At 35.3% G+C, this 15,444-nt stretch carries 23 protein-coding genes; 19 read left to right on the top strand and 4 right to left on the bottom strand.

Annotated features, from left to right (window positions below; translation table 11 throughout):
- Window positions 1-5: 5 nt before the first annotated feature.
- The 9 genes from mutL to glnA all read left to right on the top strand — a co-directional run bounded on the left by mutL (window position 6) and on the right by glnA (window position 9,899).
- Window positions 6-1,904 (top strand): DNA mismatch repair endonuclease MutL, encoded by a 1,899-nt coding sequence (gene mutL / locus BUB45_RS02570; protein ID WP_073004916.1) that lies wholly within the window; start codon window positions 6-8, stop codon window positions 1,902-1,904.
- Window positions 1,905-1,963: 59 nt separating this feature from the next.
- Window positions 1,964-2,410, top strand: a complete 447-nt coding sequence (locus tag BUB45_RS02565; protein ID WP_073005696.1) for a Dps family protein — start codon at window positions 1,964-1,966, stop codon at window positions 2,408-2,410.
- Window positions 2,411-2,433: 23 nt separating this feature from the next.
- A complete protein-coding gene (gene miaA, locus BUB45_RS02560) occupies window positions 2,434-3,366 on the top strand; it encodes a tRNA (adenosine(37)-N6)-dimethylallyltransferase MiaA (RefSeq protein WP_073004914.1) in 933 nt (310 codons plus the stop codon).
- A gap of 43 nt (window positions 3,367-3,409) precedes the next feature.
- Window positions 3,410-3,634 (top strand): RNA chaperone Hfq, encoded by a 225-nt coding sequence (gene hfq / locus BUB45_RS02555; RefSeq protein WP_073004912.1) that lies wholly within the window; start codon window positions 3,410-3,412, stop codon window positions 3,632-3,634.
- A 210-nt stretch (window positions 3,635-3,844) separates the two neighbouring features.
- Entirely contained in the window at window positions 3,845-4,771 is a 927-nt protein-coding gene (locus BUB45_RS02550) for an AAA family ATPase (protein WP_073004910.1), read from the top strand.
- 332 nt (window positions 4,772-5,103) lie between these two features.
- Window positions 5,104-6,336 (top strand): GTPase HflX, encoded by a 1,233-nt coding sequence (gene hflX / locus BUB45_RS02545; protein WP_073004908.1) that lies wholly within the window; start codon window positions 5,104-5,106, stop codon window positions 6,334-6,336.
- Window positions 6,337-6,340: 4 nt separating this feature from the next.
- Window positions 6,341-7,579, top strand: a complete 1,239-nt coding sequence (locus BUB45_RS02540) for a methionine gamma-lyase family protein (RefSeq protein WP_073004907.1) — start codon at window positions 6,341-6,343, stop codon at window positions 7,577-7,579.
- A 259-nt stretch (window positions 7,580-7,838) separates the two neighbouring features.
- The gene (locus BUB45_RS02535; RefSeq protein WP_371413738.1) at window positions 7,839-8,210 is read left to right on the top strand and encodes a MerR family transcriptional regulator; all 372 of its coding nucleotides are present in this window, start codon (window positions 7,839-7,841) and stop codon (window positions 8,208-8,210) included.
- A 351-nt stretch (window positions 8,211-8,561) separates the two neighbouring features.
- Window positions 8,562-9,899: a type I glutamate--ammonia ligase gene (gene glnA, locus BUB45_RS02530; RefSeq protein WP_073004903.1), complete on the top strand. Its 1,338-nt coding sequence runs from the start codon at window positions 8,562-8,564 to the stop codon at window positions 9,897-9,899.
- 113 nt (window positions 9,900-10,012) lie between these two features.
- Here the strand turns inward: glnA and BUB45_RS02525 are convergent, their stop codons facing one another.
- Genes BUB45_RS02525 through BUB45_RS02515 form a run of 3 tightly spaced genes read right to left on the bottom strand, consistent with a single transcriptional unit; the run spans window position 10,013 to window position 11,993 of the window.
- Window positions 10,013-11,161 (bottom strand): tyrosine-type recombinase/integrase, encoded by a 1,149-nt coding sequence (locus BUB45_RS02525; protein WP_073004901.1) that lies wholly within the window; start codon window positions 11,159-11,161, stop codon window positions 10,013-10,015.
- 29 nt (window positions 11,162-11,190) lie between these two features.
- Window positions 11,191-11,649 (bottom strand): ImmA/IrrE family metallo-endopeptidase, encoded by a 459-nt coding sequence (locus tag BUB45_RS02520; RefSeq protein ID WP_073004899.1) that lies wholly within the window; start codon window positions 11,647-11,649, stop codon window positions 11,191-11,193.
- Between the two features lie 11 nt (window positions 11,650-11,660).
- Window positions 11,661-11,993, bottom strand: coding sequence for a helix-turn-helix transcriptional regulator (locus tag BUB45_RS02515; protein ID WP_073004897.1), 333 nt, complete (start codon window positions 11,991-11,993; stop codon window positions 11,661-11,663).
- Window positions 11,994-12,187: 194 nt separating this feature from the next.
- Here BUB45_RS02515 and BUB45_RS02510 point away from each other — a divergent pair, with 194 nt between their 5' ends.
- From BUB45_RS02510 to BUB45_RS02495, 4 genes are all read left to right on the top strand, one after another.
- Window positions 12,188-12,400, top strand: coding sequence for a helix-turn-helix transcriptional regulator (locus tag BUB45_RS02510; RefSeq protein ID WP_073004895.1), 213 nt, complete (start codon window positions 12,188-12,190; stop codon window positions 12,398-12,400).
- A 28-nt stretch (window positions 12,401-12,428) separates the two neighbouring features.
- Window positions 12,429-12,692 carry a group-specific protein gene (locus tag BUB45_RS02505; protein ID WP_073004883.1) on the top strand — a complete coding sequence of 88 codons (264 nt, stop codon included), beginning with the start codon at window positions 12,429-12,431 and terminating at the stop codon, window positions 12,690-12,692.
- 6 nt (window positions 12,693-12,698) lie between these two features.
- On the top strand, window positions 12,699-12,920 hold the full coding sequence (locus tag BUB45_RS02500) for a hypothetical protein (RefSeq protein WP_073004881.1): 222 nt from the start codon (window positions 12,699-12,701) through the stop codon (window positions 12,918-12,920).
- Window positions 12,921-13,055: 135 nt separating this feature from the next.
- Complete coding sequence (locus tag BUB45_RS02495; RefSeq protein WP_073004879.1) at window positions 13,056-13,295, top strand: hypothetical protein; 240 nt, start codon at window positions 13,056-13,058, stop codon at window positions 13,293-13,295.
- Here the strand turns inward: BUB45_RS02495 and BUB45_RS02490 are convergent.
- The gene (locus tag BUB45_RS02490; RefSeq protein ID WP_073004877.1) at window positions 13,292-13,786 is read right to left on the bottom strand and encodes a hypothetical protein; all 495 of its coding nucleotides are present in this window, start codon (window positions 13,784-13,786) and stop codon (window positions 13,292-13,294) included. The genes BUB45_RS02495 and BUB45_RS02490 overlap by 4 nt on opposite strands.
- Window positions 13,787-13,848: 62 nt before the next feature.
- On the opposite strand from BUB45_RS02490, the gene BUB45_RS02485 reads away from it, so the two are divergent.
- The 6 genes from BUB45_RS02485 to BUB45_RS02470 all read left to right on the top strand — a co-directional run bounded on the left by BUB45_RS02485 (window position 13,849) and on the right by BUB45_RS02470 (window position 15,359).
- Window positions 13,849-14,109 (top strand): hypothetical protein, encoded by a 261-nt coding sequence (locus BUB45_RS02485; RefSeq protein WP_073004875.1) that lies wholly within the window; start codon window positions 13,849-13,851, stop codon window positions 14,107-14,109.
- A gap of 102 nt (window positions 14,110-14,211) precedes the next feature.
- Window positions 14,212-14,385 carry a hypothetical protein gene (locus BUB45_RS19730; protein ID WP_170861693.1) on the top strand — a complete coding sequence of 58 codons (174 nt, stop codon included), beginning with the start codon at window positions 14,212-14,214 and terminating at the stop codon, window positions 14,383-14,385.
- Window positions 14,366-14,524 (top strand): hypothetical protein, encoded by a 159-nt coding sequence (locus BUB45_RS19725; RefSeq protein WP_170861692.1) that lies wholly within the window; start codon window positions 14,366-14,368, stop codon window positions 14,522-14,524. The genes BUB45_RS19730 and BUB45_RS19725 overlap by 20 nt, the downstream gene beginning before the upstream one ends.
- A gap of 12 nt (window positions 14,525-14,536) precedes the next feature.
- Window positions 14,537-14,800, top strand: a complete 264-nt coding sequence (locus BUB45_RS02480; RefSeq protein WP_073004873.1) for a hypothetical protein — start codon at window positions 14,537-14,539, stop codon at window positions 14,798-14,800.
- Complete coding sequence (locus BUB45_RS02475) at window positions 14,797-14,994, top strand: DUF7167 family protein (protein WP_073004872.1); 198 nt, start codon at window positions 14,797-14,799, stop codon at window positions 14,992-14,994. The genes BUB45_RS02480 and BUB45_RS02475 overlap by 4 nt, the downstream gene beginning before the upstream one ends.
- A complete protein-coding gene (locus BUB45_RS02470; protein WP_073004870.1) occupies window positions 14,994-15,359 on the top strand; it encodes a hypothetical protein in 366 nt (121 codons plus the stop codon). The genes BUB45_RS02475 and BUB45_RS02470 overlap by 1 nt, the downstream gene beginning before the upstream one ends.
- Window positions 15,360-15,444: the final 85 nt, after the last annotated feature.

Raw genomic sequence — 15,444 nt, 5'->3', positions numbered from 1 at the left:
TTTGCATGCGAATTATACAAATGCCGGATTCTCTTGCTAATAAAATTGCAGCAGGTGAAGTTGTTGAGCGTCCTGCATCCGTTGTGAAAGAGCTCGTTGAAAATAGCATTGATGCAAACAGCACGTGGGTAAAAGTTGAGATAAAAGAAGCGGGTTTACAAGTTATTAAAGTAACTGACAATGGCGACGGGATGTTAGAAGAAGATTGTGAAACAGCATTCTTGAGGCATGCAACAAGCAAAATAAAGAATGAGACAGATTTATTTCACGTTCGAACCCTTGGTTTTCGTGGCGAGGCGCTTGCAAGTATAGCTTCTGTCAGCAAACTAACGGTTCAAACTTCTACAGGAGAACACGCTGGCACTCATTTAACTTTAGAAGGCGGTAAACTAATTGATAAACAGAAATCAGCTGCACGAAAAGGGACAGAAATTACAGTATCGGAGTTATTTTTTAATACGCCTGCACGTCTAAAATATATGAAAACCATTCATACCGAGTTAGGGCATATTACAGATCTGTTAAATCGTTTGGCTTTGTCGCATCCAGAAATAAGATTTGACGTCACACATAATGGAAAGAACATCTTTAAAACAGCAGGAACAGGTGATGTATTACAAGTTATTTCTCAAGTATATGGAATGAATGTAGCAAAGCATATGTTACCTGTTAAGCACGAAACACTCGACTTTTCTATTAGTGGATTTATTGCTAAACCAGAAGTGACGAGATCCTCTAGAAACTATATGTCAACCATCATTAATGGAAGATATATAAAAAGCATTGCATTAAATAAAGCGATTATCCAAGGCTATCATACACTGTTGCCTATTGGACGTTCACCTATTGTTGTTCTTTCTATACAAATGGATCCTATTCTGGTAGATGTTAATGTCCATCCCACTAAATTAGAAGTGCGTTTTAGTAAGGATAAAGAATTATTTCAAGCAATTGACCAAACCATTAAAGACACATTTCGGGGAGCAACCTTAATTCCTGAAATGGAACGGAAATCTGTACCTAAATCAAAGTCCATACAACATAGTTTTGATTTTACACCATCTAGCTCAGAACTAGAACAGTGGAATTACCCGGCTGGCGTTCGTGAACCAGTTGTTGAAAACATTTCATCTAAAGGGCTAAATGAAGCTGCTAGGGAGCAAGAAAGTGATCATATCGAGTATACTGACAACGAAATGGAGCTAACCGCCGTAGAGCGTGCAAGTGAATTCCAGCAAGTAAAAGACTATATAGATAGAAATAGGTGCACAGATACAGGTAAGAACATAGTAGAACAAGAGAAAAACGAGAAAGTTGAACCACGTGTTCCTATTATGTATCCAATTGGACAGTTGCAAGGCACATACATTTTGGCGCAAAATGAAAATGGGTTGTACATGATTGATCAGCATGCTGCTCAAGAGCGAGTGAAATATGAATTTTTCAAACAAAAACTCGGTCAGCCTATGAATAATTTGCAGCAATTACTAATTCCATTAACATTTGAATTTTCTAAAGAAGAAGCAATTTGGGTGGAGGCGTATAAAGAAACATTACAAGCAGCAGGACTTTTTTTCGAACCATTTGGTCAGCAAACGTATGTTATTCGTTCACACCCCAGCTGGTTCCCTGCTGGACAAGAAGAAGCAATTATTCGGGAAATGGTTGAACAGCTAATGAAAGATGAGAAGATTGATGTGGAAAAGATTCGAGAAGAAGCAGCCATTTTAATGTCCTGTAAACGCTCTATTAAAGCTAACCATTATTTAAATGATGAAGAAATGACACAATTACTTGAACATTTACGGCAAACTACCGACCCATTTACTTGTCCGCATGGAAGACCTATTATCGTTCATTTTTCCACTTATGAATTAGAAAAAATGTTTAAACGTGTGATGTGAAAATGTATAATTTCGCTTTTAGTTTATCATACTATGGAAAACTGGAAGAGGTGTGTATGGTGGAAAATCAACAGCTTGTAAATTTTCTTAATCAACTACTGTCTAATCAATTTGTTCTTTATGTGAAACTGCACCGATACCATTGGTTTATTCAAGGAAGCTATTTTTTAACTCTCCATCAGCAGTTTGAACATATGTACTTGAAGGTAGCTCATAATATTGATGAGATAGCTGAGCGTATACTAATGATAGATGGCAAACCTTTAGCTACGATGGTAAAATATTTGAAAGAATCAACTATAGAAGAAGCAACTGCAGATGATGAAGAACAAGAAATAATGCAGCAGTTGCTGCAAGATTTGCTGCAAATAATAATGGAAATTAAGACACAAGGACTACCAAAAGCTGTAGAGTTAAATGACAGCCCAACAGAAGACTTACTTATTGGTATACAAGGAGCATTTGAAAAATATACTTGGATGCTTAGAGCTTATTTAAAACAGTAACGTGTGTATATAGGGGAATACGAATGAAAAAAAAACTTATTGCTATCGTAGGTCCAACTGCGGTAGGTAAAACAAAACTTAGTATTGAAATAGCTAAACATTATAATGGTGAGATTATTAGCGGAGATTCTATGCAAATCTATAAAGGAATGGATATTGGGACTGCAAAAGTGACAAAGGATGAAATGAAAAACATTCCACATTATATGATTAATATAAAACGTCCCGATGAATCGTTCTCTGTGGCTGATTTTAAACAGCATGTAGACCATTACATAGAAATAATAGCAGCCAAGAACAAGTTACCCATATTAGTTGGTGGAAGTGGTTTATATGTGCAGGCTGCCCTCTATAACTATAACTTTACAGCGTATCAGCGTAATAACGAGTTGGTTAAAAAATTAAATAAAGAAATAGAGTTAAATGGTATCCACTCTTTGTATGAAAGGTTGAAGAAAGTTGATCCACAACAGGCAAAAAAAATTCATCCAAACAACTATCGGCGTGTTGTGCGTGCGTTAGAAATCTATGAAACAACAGGAAAACGAATGTCAGAATACCAGCAACAACAAAGTGGAAAGTCACCGTATGATTATAAAATCATAGGATTGGAAATGGACCGTGAAAAATTATATGATCGGATTAATAAGCGTGTAGATGATATGATAGAAAAAGGTCTGGTAGAAGAAGCTTATCGATTGTATAGCCATGGCTATGCTAAGGAACAATCAATGCAGGCAATCGGTTATAAAGAATTTCTCCCTTATTTCAAAAACGAAATATCTTTAACTGAAGCTATTGCAACTTTAAAGCAAAATTCTAGAAGATATGCTAAAAGGCAATATACTTGGTTTCGCAATAAAATGGATGTATCTTGGTATGATGTTTCTAGTGTGTCCATTGATGAAAAATTAAGAAATATTTTAGATGATCTTGCAGGATTTATTCAAAGCTAGGTCGAACTAATTATAGTATAGATAGAAATGAGGAGGAAGTATAATGGCTCAATCTGTAAATATTCAGGACCAATACTTAAATCAGCTTCGTAAAAACCGTATAGCTGTCACAATTTTTTTAACGAATGGGTTTCAATTAAGAGGTGTTATTAAAGGATTCGACAATTTCACGGTTTTAATTGAAACAGATGGTAAACAGCAATTAATTTTTAAACATGCTATTTCTACCTTTTCACCAGCTAAAAATGTCGAGCTGGAGAAGGAATAACTATAAAAAACGGATGCATATGTGCATTCGTTTTTTTATGCTATAGGGAAATATCAGTTTTAAGGTTTATAGTATAAGAAAAAAATTATGTTTCGCCATAAAAAATTGGCGATAAGCTGATTTTTTAAATGGTATTTTTAAATAAAAAATAGGCAAATGTCACACCTTTTAGATTATGGCGTATACTAAATATTACTGAGGGGTGATGACATGGAAACACAATTTATAAGTAATCGAAATGGGCAAGTAAATATCATTTTAAAGGAAAAAAACACCTCGCATTTGACATATACAGATAAAAAAGCAATGAACAAAAAAAACAACCCATTTAATTATATTGATGAGGCATTTGCATCGTTTGTGGGTATGAAGCAGCTTAAGAAACGAATCAAAGAAATATATGCAACGGTCGTCATCAATGAAAAGCGAAAGCAGTTTGGGTTAGTAAATCATCAACAAGTATTGCATATGCTATTTAAGGGTAATCCGGGCACAGGAAAAACAACGGTAGCTAGAAGGTTGGCTAAGCTATACTATGATATGAATTTATTATCTAAAGGTCATTTTATTGAAGCTGAACGGGCGGATTTAGTAGGAGAATATATTGGTCAGACAGCGCAAAAAACCCGTTCCATTATACAAAAATCCCAAGGTGGCGTTTTGTTTATTGATGAAGCCTATTCGCTTGCGCGTGGTGGCGAGAAAGATTTTGGTAAAGAAGCAATTGATACTTTAGTAAAACACATGGAAGATTACCAACATGATTTTGTGCTAATTCTTGCAGGTTACCCCCACGAAATGGACCGATTCTTAACGCTAAACCCTGGCTTAGAATCTAGGTTTCCATTTATATTAGATTTTCGTGATTATGAAGCTGGAGAATTGCTTTCAATTGCTAAACGCATGGCGGCAGATCGGGAGTATCAACTTACCAAAGATGCTGAAACGGAATTAAAGGCGCATTTATTAAAAAAAATACGCACAAATAATCGTAACTTTTCCAATGCACGTTATGTACGTAACGTGGTAGAGAGTGCTATTCGTATGCATGCAGTTAGATTGTTGGAGAATGAGCACTTTACTGCAGATGATCTTATTTACTTAACAATTCAAGATTTGCAGTTAAAACTAAATTAGTATGCTGTTTATATGCATATAAAAGGATGCATGTTTATATAGCCAAATATTTTTGTTGAAAACCTACACATTTAATTGAATAGTGATTTTTTTCACATAAAATTTAATGAAGGCTAAGATTGATTGGCTTAATTAGGTGCTGCTGTTAGTTCCTCAGATATTTAAGGTGAGATCTATGCAGCGCCTTTCATGTTGTATAGGAAAGGTATCTTTACCTTGTTATACAGTTGCATTCATGAAGAGTTGCAGAAGATGTTTAATTTTGGGGATTTGCTTAAGATTTGTTATGATAGTTGGTAAAGAATTGCATGAAGAAAAGAGGTTCTGTTTGATTGAATGAAAAAGTAATTATTATTGCAGTAAAGCAACCGAAACAAACCAATCATCATTTTGAATCTTCCCTAGCCGAATTAAATTCATTGAGTAATACTGCTGGTGGAGATGTTGTTCAAATATTTACCCAAAATAGAAATAACATTCACCCTGGTACATATATTGGCTCTGGAAAATTAGAAGAAGTAAATGCTTCTATTCAGGAAGATCAAGTGGATTTAGTCATTGCAAATGATGAATTATCACCCATCCAACTTCGAAATATGAGTCAAGCTTTCGGAGTTCGAACGATTGATCGTAGCCAATTGATTTTAGATATTTTTGCGCAACGTGCTAGAACAAAAGAAGGAAAATTACAAGTTGAATTAGCTCAACTAGAGTATTTATTACCTAGGTTAAGAGGGCAAGGGACAGCGTTGTCAAGATTAGGAGGTGGGATTGGAACAAGAGGCCCTGGTGAAACAAAATTGGAGACAGATCAGCGGCATATTCGTAGACGTATCCATGATATAAAGCAGCGTTTACAAACGGTCGCTAAGCAAAGGAAACAATATCGTAAGCGAAGAAAGACAAATGGCGTCTTACAAATTGCAATTGTTGGTTATACAAATGCAGGAAAGTCAACGCTTTTTAACCAACTCACAAATAGTACTTCATTAGAGGAAGATCAATTGTTTGCCACACTTGACCCGTTAACGAGGCAAATTCAACTTCCATCAGGAATGAATGTACTTGTTACGGATACCGTTGGATTCCTACAAGATTTGCCGACTTCTTTAATTGCCGCTTTTAAATCAACATTAGAGGAAGTAAAAGAAGCTAATTTTCTTATTCATTTGGTTGATGGTTCCCATCCTGATTTAAATCAGCAACAGGATACTGTTTTGCGGTTATTACAAGAACTTCATGCTGATACGATTCCAATGCTTACGGTTTATAATAAGAAAGATAAATGGGTGCAAGGTGTTATACCAATGAACCATCCTTATATGTTTATGAGTGCTTATCAGAGAGAAGATGTACAACAGTTACTACATAAACTGGAAGCCCTACTAAAAGCGGAGTGGTCATTTTATTCTCTAACACTAAGACCGGATCAGGGCAAGTTATTACAACAATTGGAACATGAGAGTATTATTGAATCAAAGATGTTTTCAGAAGATGAACAAGTATACAAATTAAACGGATATATGCGAAAAGGAATAGCGTTAAACCGACTTTTAGAGGAGTAACTACATGACAGATTTATTAGCAAGACAAGCGGAAGAAGATTGTAAACCACAATATACAAAGATCAACAACGTAGCTGAGAAAAATCAAAGACGTGTAATGCAAGCTTTTCGAAACAACTGTGTGAGTGATAGTCATTTTCAATCAACAAGCGGCTATGGATATGATGATAGGGGGCGAGAAGTGCTGGAAAGTGTTTATGCTGAAGTATTTGGAGGAGAAGATGCACTTGTAAGACCTCAAATAGTTTCTGGTACGCACGCTATTACAACGACTCTATTTGGTATACTGCGTCCTGGTGATGAACTATTGTATATTACTGGTAAGCCTTATGATACTTTAGAAGAAGTAATCGGTATTCGAGGTAAAGCTGAAGGGTCCTTACGTGATTTTCAAATTATTTATCAGCATGTTGATCTATTAAAGAACGGTAAGGTGAATTTTGAAGCTATTAAGCAAGCAATGAATAAAAAAACAAAAGTAATTGGCATACAACGCTCCAAAGGATATGATGATAGGCCTTCATTTACGCTAACTGAGATAGAGGAAATGGTGAATTTTGTGAAGTCTATTCTGCCTGATGTCATCGTGTTTGTTGACAACTGTTACGGCGAATTCGTTGAAGAGATGGAACCACTACATGTAGGAGCGGATGTTATTGCTGGGTCTTTAATTAAAAACCCCGGTGGCGGTATTGTTCGAGCGGGAGGCTATATTGTTGGAAAAGAATCACTTATTCACCAATGCGCCAACCGTCTAACTGCACCAGGGCTTGGAAAAGAGACTGGCGCAACATTTCACATGCTACAAGAAATGTTTCAAGGCTTTTTCCTCGCTCCTCATGTAGTTGGTGAAGCGCTTAAGGGAGCTGTTTTCACTTCAAGACTAATGGAATTGGCCGGCTACACAACATCGCCACATTACAAAGCAGAGCGTACAGATTTAATTCAATCGGTAACATTTCACAATAGAGAAAACATGATTATGTTTTGTCAAGCGATTCAAGAATATTCACCAGTAAATGCTTATGTGAAACCTTTTCCAAGCAAAATGCCTGGGTATGAGGACGAAGTAATTATGGCAGCAGGAACGTTTATCCAAGGTGCAAGTATTGAGTTGTCTGCGGATGGCCCGCTACGCCCTCCTTATGTAGCGTTTATTCAAGGTGGGCTAACGTATGCCCATGTAAAGATAGCCATTACAGAAGCATTAGAGAAGATCAGTAATATGACTTTAAATAATTAGTCGTTTAAACTTATCTTTGTGCGATTGATAACTAAACATTATTAATAATGAATCATATCGCTTCACCTTCAATAACGGGTGAAGCGATTAAGGTTTTAGGATGGAATAAAAAAAGAATCGTAGCATGTAAATTTTAAAAAGTGCTTTCATTAATGTTAGAAAACCTCACATGATATTGACATGTTAGGTTACATGACATATAATGAAAAAGTATTATGAATTAGGGGGTCATGAATTGAATGATAAAGATCGTCGTTCCATGCCTCTATTTGCAATCGGCATTGTAATGAAGCTTACCGAATTAACAGCTAGGCAAATAAGGTATTATGAAGAGCACAGTTTAATTCATCCAGAAAGAACTACTGGAAATCAGCGATTATTTTCGTTTAATGATGTTGATCGACTGCTTGAGATTAAAGATTATTTGGATAAGGGGTTAAATATTGCCGGCATTAAACTACTGTTGAATGAAGATGAAACGAAACAAGTTTCACAACTAAAAATGACTGAATCCTCACAGATATCTGACAAGGAGTTACGGAGGATTCTAAGGCAAGAATTAAATGAGCCAGGCGCTCATAAAAAAGCTAATTTGCGTCAAGGGGACCTTGCTAGGTTTTTTAGCCGTTAAACGTATCCTTATGCTAAAGTTACCCGTTATGTATCTTGCGCTATAGCTATATAAGTTTTTTAGTATAAGTAAACGAAGGCTTCACCGTAAAATTTGGCGATAAGCCAAGTTTTTATAAAAAGTAACTTTACAATTTGGTTCGTTTAGGGAAACAAATGGATATTAGTACGTGATGGAATAAAACGAACCAAACCAATTCAAAAGGTGAAATGTTAGAAGGTTGTAAATTAATAACAAATTTTTCTATGTAAGTCTAACAATGAATTGGTGGCGTATCATTTACATCGACGTTATTACTATCTATTTGTTTTCCTATTCAAATAAATAATTATTTAAATAGGAGGACAAAGTATGGGAAGCACTTATACAAGAGAAGATGTAGTAAGACGCATTAAAGAGGAAAACGTTCGTTTTATCCGTTTGCAGTTTACGGATATGTTGGGGAATATTAAAAACGTGGAGATTCCACTTAGTCAATTAGGTAAAGCTCTAGATAATAAGATGATGTTTGACGGCTCTTCCATTGAAGGCTTTGTACGCATTGAGGAGTCTGATATGTATTTGTACCCAGACTTGGATACGTTCGTAGTATTTCCTTGGACATCAGAAAAAGGAAAAGTAGCTCGCTTTATTTGTGATATTTATAAAACAGACGGCACTCCGTTTGAAGGGGATCCACGTTACAATTTAAAACGAAATTTAAAGAAAATGGAAGAGTTAGGTTTTGATGCTTTTAATATTGGGACTGAACCTGAATTTTTCCTCTTTAAGCTAGATGAAAAAGGCGAGCCCTCTATGGAATTAAACGATCACGGAGGCTATTTTGATCTTGCGCCAACAGACTTAGGGGAGAACTGCCGTAGAGACATCGTTCTTGAATTAGAAGAAATGGGTTTTGAAATTGAAGCTTCCCATCATGAAGTTGCACCTGGTCAACATGAAATTGATTTTAAATATTCAGATGCGGTAAAGCATGCAGATGATATCCAAACGTTTAAATTGGTTGTAAAAACAATTGCCCGTAAGCATAATTTGCACGCAACCTTTATGCCGAAACCATTATTTGGAGTGAATGGCTCCGGCATGCATGTGAATATGTCGTTATTTAAAAATGGAGAAAATGCATTTTATGATAAAGACGGTGATATGGGGTTAAGTAAGACAGCTTTTCAATTTATTTCTGGTATTATTAAACATGCTAGTAGCTTCACAGCGATTACAAACCCAACCGTTAATTCCTATAAACGTCTAGTTCCTGGTTATGAAGCTCCTAGTTATATTGCTTGGTCAGGTGCAAATCGAAGTTGTCTCATGCGGATTCCAAATTCTCGTGGTATTAGCACGCGTGTAGAAGCTCGTAGTGTGGATCCATCAGCAAATCCATATTTAGCACTTGCCTCTTTACTAGCAGCTGGCTTAGACGGTATCGAAAATGGAATGACTCCGCCACCAGCGGTTGATCGTAATATTTATGTGATGTCTAAAGAAGAACGTGAAGAAAATGGTGTTCACGATTTACCTAGTACTTTAGCAGACGCATTGGAAGAGTTAAAGAAAAGTGAAATTATTGTCAATTCCTTAGGTGAACACCTTTTCGAACACTTTGTTGAAGCAAAAGAAATCGAATGGGAAATGTTTAAAACACAAGTACACCCGTGGGAAAGAGAGCAATATTTAAGAACTTATTAATAGCGGAAGCCCTTGGCACTATTGGTGTCGAGGGTTTTTGTTTTGGTGGGTGTAAAGTTATTTAGCAACAAGTTATTATTTCACCCACGAAACACCCACAAAAAATTAGAAAATCATTTGCTGTTTAAAATATTGTTTATATATTTCTCAAATTGAGCTGTGTTTTTCTGATCCATCTTTTTAGAGATATGAGAATAAATATCTGAAGTAATCGTTATACTTCCATGTCCTAAGCGCTCTTGGATGTACTTCATTTCTGCACCTGCTTCTAATAGCATAACAGCATGCGTATGCCTAAGTGAATGGATAGGGAGTAGATTCATATCAGCCTGTTTTAAAATACGTCTAAATGCATTAAATAAACTTGATTTGGGCATATAATTCCCATCTTTTCTACACAAAACTAAATTATATTTATAGTAGTACTTGTTTTTTAAAAGTTTTTTATTCCTGTTCTGCCAAGTTGCGTGGTATCTTAAGTCATCTGCTATAGATTTGCTCATAGAAATAACTCTTTTTGAATTGTAATTCTTTGTATCCCCAAATAATTCTTCGTCTGTTTCTGCTTGGAAATCAAGACTTTTATTTATCTCTATGGTCATGTTTTTGAAATTAATATCAGACCATTTCAATGCAGCAGCCTCACCTTTTCTCATTCCTGTCTCGAGCAACAATTTAAAAAAGATCCAATATATATAACCGTATTCATAAGAATGCTCTAAAAACATAGGCACTTCTGAGGGCTCAATAAACTTAATTTCATCGTTGTTAGAATTCTTCCCTTTTATGACTGCTCCTTCACAGGGGTTAAAGGTTATTTTTTTATTTAACACAGCTCTCTTCATTGCTTCGTTAAATGCGTTGTGTATTCTTAAGCGAGTGTTTTTAGATAGTTTGTTGTCATATAATTTGTTTAGAAATTTTTGATATAGAGCGGGAGTTATTTCGTTAATATAGATGTTTTTAAAATATGGCTTAATGTGGTTGTTCACGCTGTTTTTTAAAGATAGCATTGTATTTTTTCTTACGTATCCTTCTTTATATTCTTTTAACCAAAAATCTAAATAATCTTTTAGTTGAATATTTAATTTTTCATACCCTTCTAATAAATTTCTTTCTACATCTTGAGCAGCTAGCCTTGCCTCAGGTTTCGTTTCAAAACCTCGCTTTGATCGTTCTACATATTTTTTAGTTATAGGATCTTTTACTTTGACTCGATATTCCCACTTTTTATCTTTGTGTTTTCTAAAACTAATTCCCATAAATATCACTCTCCAATAAAAGAAAATTCTTATAATTGTTTATGGATTGATAGTGGATCTAAAAATAAAACGTGAAGATCATCAATTCTAACAAACAACCCATATCTTTCTTTATAATAATTGAGGCTTTCTGTAAGGAATTGCTCAGTTACATTTAGTAATTCTGCTATTTCATATCTTGTACGGCAGCCTTGATTAAAAGCATACAAAAAACCATCGAGGGGTATAAGTTTTCTAAAAGCCCAACGTCTTGCTAGTTTTTCTTGTTTAATATTCATTATTTTTGATTGATCTATTATATCTCCTACTGTGTAATGGTGATGCCCTAATTCTTCCGCCAAAACGCAAGATTTTTCTGTAGAAGTTTCAATATTTGCATTAATTAAGATCTCGTTTTCACCATAGAGTCCTTTGAGGCGACCTGGTAAATATGTTTCTCTAATTACCACGTTTAATGATGCTGCTTCATCTTGTAATTGCTCGTACATAAAAACACCCCTTATTGCTTATCTCGCTTTGATCTTAAATATTCTTTAAACTTCTCAATCTCCTCTAATTCTTCTTCTGTCCATTCATCACCGTCATGATGGGCGGCGATTGTAATCGGAGTATTATCTTCTTTGTCAGATGCCATTCTTTCTAATTCTTCTGTAGTAATGCCTAATCCTTTACACACTTTAATAACATTGTTAACCGAAGCGTTACCTATACCTCTTTGTAGCATGGAACGTAATGTTGTGTATGGAATGTCTACACTTTCAGCAAATGCTTTTTTACTAGACCAGCTTTTATCTATCAGTTTCTCTACAACTTCTGTTCTTTTATCTTTCACTTTAACTCTACTCCTTTTATACGATTTTTCGTATTGTCTACTTAGATTATAGCAATATTTGTATAAAAGTAAATAGTTAAATGCGAAATTGAACACTTTTTTAGAATAAATGGTTGACTTAATACGAAATTGAGTATATTATTGAACCAAGATACGAAATTGAGTATCAAAAGTGTAAGGGAGGTTTATTTACTTTGTTAAGAACACTAAAGGCTGAAATGGTTAGACATAACGTAAAAGCAAAAGAGTTAGCTGAGTTGTTAGATGTTAGGGTTGCAACAATATACGACAAACTGAATGGCCATTATGATTTCTCATTAACAGAAGCAATAAAAATTAAGCGTTACTTTTTCCCTAATTACGAAATTGAGTACTTATTTGAGAAAGTAGAAGATCGCTCAGCTTAATCAACTTTTAAGTAAAGGAGAGATTTTAATGATTCAAGTCCATGTAGATGAAAAGGAAATTAAGAAATTATACCAGGATGCGATAGAAAAGCGTTTGAATGAATTAGATCAAGAAAAAGTTTTTTGGGACTCGTCTGATTTAAAACGTAGAACATCAATGAGTTGGAATACAATTCAGGACACCTTCTTTCATGATAAACGTTTTCCAAAAGTAAAGGTGGGAAGCAAGTGGTTTTATCCTGCTAAAGAAGCAGAGGCATTTCTAATTCAGTGGATGGAAGAAAGGAGGTAAACCAAAATGACGCAAGAAGAACTGCAATCGTTCCGTGATCGCTTTAACAACATCATGCAAGCACCTAAACGGATACGTAACAAACGGTTAGTTACTTTGATGGAGGATATGGAAAGGGCGTATAACATTCCGTTGTTGTATTCAGCAGCATATGCGTTCAACAACCCGGAAGTAATGAAGCTTTATAGGCAAGTTAGTTACGCTAGGGATTTTGAAGGAGGGAGATAAAAGTGAAGCTTATTGAATGGTTTAGAAAGAGACTGTGTCGCAAACAGCCTCAAACGAAACTCTACAATAGCGATGCAACGGCCAATAAAGAAACTGGTCGTAGGAAATATGAATAACATTAGGGAGGTAGTAGGAATGCAAAAACTTGAATACTTTTTGCCCACGTCAACGGAGATAAAAGAAATGAATAAAGAAGAATTTCGAGAATGGATATTTAAGGCTAGCGTAGAGATACCCAAAAGACAGGAAGAAAGAGATCCGCTTACTCACTTAAAGAAGCGAATCTCAAATATCTTAAAAAAAGATAATTTAACGGAAGTTGAAAGAGAAGAAAAAATCTTATTTGAGATCATTAGATTTTATCAAAAGAGTTAATCGTTAACCTCAATAAGTGATATCAGTTTCACTTCGGTGTTCTCAATATTTAAAAACGGTAATTCTATATTTTCGTTCAAAGATTTGGCATTTAAAAGATACGGGTTAATAGGTGTTTCATAACCTTCAAAATCTAAACTCTCAATAAAAGATTTTAATTCTTTAAAAAGTAGTGAGAGGTCGTCTACTCTTGCTAAGTAAAGTCCAGAGAAATCTGATTTAAAGTGATTCAAAAATTCTTTCCAGGTTTTTGTAACAAAAGAAGTAGATGGGTCTTCGTCAGAGTAAAAATATTCTTCATCTACTTGTCCAATCGAATCTACGTACAACTGATAAGGACAGCTATTAAAATTTACAAAGTCTCCGGCCCAAATAGTGCCGTTAATTTCTACTACAAGTTTTAAATTCTTATCGTACATTTCGAAGTTGGGTTGGTTAGCGATTCTTTTTAATAAAAAATCAAGTGCTTGAAATTGAATTATTGATTGCATTATATTACATCTCCCTTCTAGTAGATATTCTATCAAAAGTGAGGGAAAGAAAGGAGATCATTATGGCAAAACTTTCTATGTTTCTACCAAAAGATCAAGAAAAAGCGGACAAGCAGTTAGCTGTTTATGATTACAACTTTATGCATGCTGCCCGTTATGTGGCTCAAGGCGAATTCGAAAAAGCTGCAGTGCACCATCGTAACTTAGCAAATGCGCTAGAAGAGTTACAGCGTATGAAGAACAGTAGAAGTGCGACTGATGAAGCCAGGTCGTTATTGAATCAAATAGAAAAACAAGAAACGACCAGGAGGAATTGGTTTTGAATAAGCTACTTGATCCTGATGTGTTTTATCCTGTTTCTTTTGGGGTTGTGGTCGTTGGTAACTGGTTGATTCTGATTAATAGCCTTTAAGGAGGTGATAAGTATGTACGGGATATATAGTACCGCATCAAAAAAGTTTGTTTTTGGTATTAGAGAATCGAGCAAGGGAAAAGCTTGGAAAGCGTTAAAAGCGAAAATAGGCGACGATTCAAGAAAATGGCGGTTTGAAGCTAGAAAGATTAAAGGAGGTGAAAGAGTTGACTGTAAAGATTACTAAAATAACAGATTATTTTTTTGTAACATTAGAAACCAAAAGAGGTAGAAGGTATCACACAACTTATGCAAGTGAACCAACAACAGATGAAGTAATGGAAGATTTTAAAGAAAATAAATCTAGTTTTTATCACACGAACTAGGAGGGAAGTCGTTTGGAAAACTGTTTTGAAGATGAAACTGGCAAGTCTCCTGAAGAACTAACTCAGGAAGAATTCAATAATCTATCTGATGAATTGAAATGGCTTGCTTTTGAAAATGTAATAGAAATGTTTTACGGCATTTCAGGTGAGTTGGAACAGCAAAACAAACGGTATCGGAAAATATTTGAACAACTATATAACTTTGACGGGAATGTCCAGGAACATTCAGCATTGACTGATATGCTGTGCGGCGATGCATTGGAGGGTGAGGAATGACTGGTGACAAAAAAGTAATATTTACTGTAGGTCTTGGTTTCAGTGGTTGCCACGAAGAGCATGAATTTACGCTAGAAGAATTAGGATATGATCCTAATATTGATATTGATTTAGATAAGTTTTTAGAAGATCAGTGGAGAGAATGGAGAAATGACCGTTTAGACGGTACTTGGAGATTGGAGGATGAGGAATAATGCAAATAACACTCTTTGGAATGGATGTAGAAGAAAAGGTTCATAAGTTATTCGTAAATGACTTAAAAAGGGGCAGCGGATTTGAGAATGGCAAGAAAAGAATCTACGACCTATTCAAGCGGAATTTAACAAAATCTGAAACTATTAAATTACTAAAAGACGAATATGGCATTGGTGGTAGAAGTACGTTGGTTTATCCAGAAGGGTACAGGCAAGGACACGGTTCCAAAGGTATTGAGATCACTATAGAAACAGGGGAAGAAAAACAATTTACGTGGAGTCAAGTATACGATGAACTATTTAATTTGATTGAAACAGGCGAATATTTGGAGGGCGAGTTAGAAGAAGTACTTGAAGGGAGGTGATGAACGATTGTACACGTCGAAAGATTTCGCTATCAATCTAGCAGGTGCTTTGTTGGTAGTCTTAGGTATCATATTGGTTCTGTTT

This window comes from Virgibacillus chiguensis (assembly GCF_900129865.1).
GTDB lineage: Bacteria > Bacillota > Bacilli > Bacillales > Amphibacillaceae > Virgibacillus > Virgibacillus chiguensis.
The sequence above is the reverse complement of the archived record's forward strand: the minus strand, read 5'-3'. Positions and strand labels throughout refer to the sequence as shown.

Coding starts and splice junctions, on each gene's coding strand:
- BUB45_RS19730 (WP_170861693.1), top strand. CDS start 14,212: ATGTACGGGATATATAGTACCGCATCAAAAAAGTTTGTTTTTGGTATT.
- BUB45_RS02470 (WP_073004870.1), top strand. CDS start 14,994: ATGCAAATAACACTCTTTGGAATGGATGTAGAAGAAAAGGTTCATAAG.
- glnA (WP_073004903.1), top strand. CDS start 8,562: ATGGGAAGCACTTATACAAGAGAAGATGTAGTAAGACGCATTAAAGAG.
- BUB45_RS02490 (WP_073004877.1), bottom strand. CDS start 13,786: ATGCAATCAATAATTCAATTTCAAGCACTTGATTTTTTATTAAAAAGA.
- BUB45_RS02495 (WP_073004879.1), top strand. CDS start 13,056: ATGCAAAAACTTGAATACTTTTTGCCCACGTCAACGGAGATAAAAGAA.
- BUB45_RS02500 (WP_073004881.1), top strand. CDS start 12,699: ATGACGCAAGAAGAACTGCAATCGTTCCGTGATCGCTTTAACAACATC.
- mutL (WP_073004916.1), top strand. CDS start 6: ATGCGAATTATACAAATGCCGGATTCTCTTGCTAATAAAATTGCAGCA.
- hfq (WP_073004912.1), top strand. CDS start 3,410: ATGGCTCAATCTGTAAATATTCAGGACCAATACTTAAATCAGCTTCGT.
- BUB45_RS02525 (WP_073004901.1), bottom strand. CDS start 11,161: ATGGGAATTAGTTTTAGAAAACACAAAGATAAAAAGTGGGAATATCGA.
- BUB45_RS02475 (WP_073004872.1), top strand. CDS start 14,797: ATGACTGGTGACAAAAAAGTAATATTTACTGTAGGTCTTGGTTTCAGT.
- BUB45_RS02485 (WP_073004875.1), top strand. CDS start 13,849: ATGGCAAAACTTTCTATGTTTCTACCAAAAGATCAAGAAAAAGCGGAC.
- miaA (WP_073004914.1), top strand. CDS start 2,434: ATGAAAAAAAAACTTATTGCTATCGTAGGTCCAACTGCGGTAGGTAAA.
- BUB45_RS02520 (WP_073004899.1), bottom strand. CDS start 11,649: ATGTACGAGCAATTACAAGATGAAGCAGCATCATTAAACGTGGTAATT.
- BUB45_RS02550 (WP_073004910.1), top strand. CDS start 3,845: ATGGAAACACAATTTATAAGTAATCGAAATGGGCAAGTAAATATCATT.
- BUB45_RS02535 (WP_371413738.1), top strand. CDS start 7,839: ATGCCTCTATTTGCAATCGGCATTGTAATGAAGCTTACCGAATTAACA.
- BUB45_RS02540 (WP_073004907.1), top strand. CDS start 6,341: ATGACAGATTTATTAGCAAGACAAGCGGAAGAAGATTGTAAACCACAA.
- BUB45_RS02505 (WP_073004883.1), top strand. CDS start 12,429: ATGATTCAAGTCCATGTAGATGAAAAGGAAATTAAGAAATTATACCAG.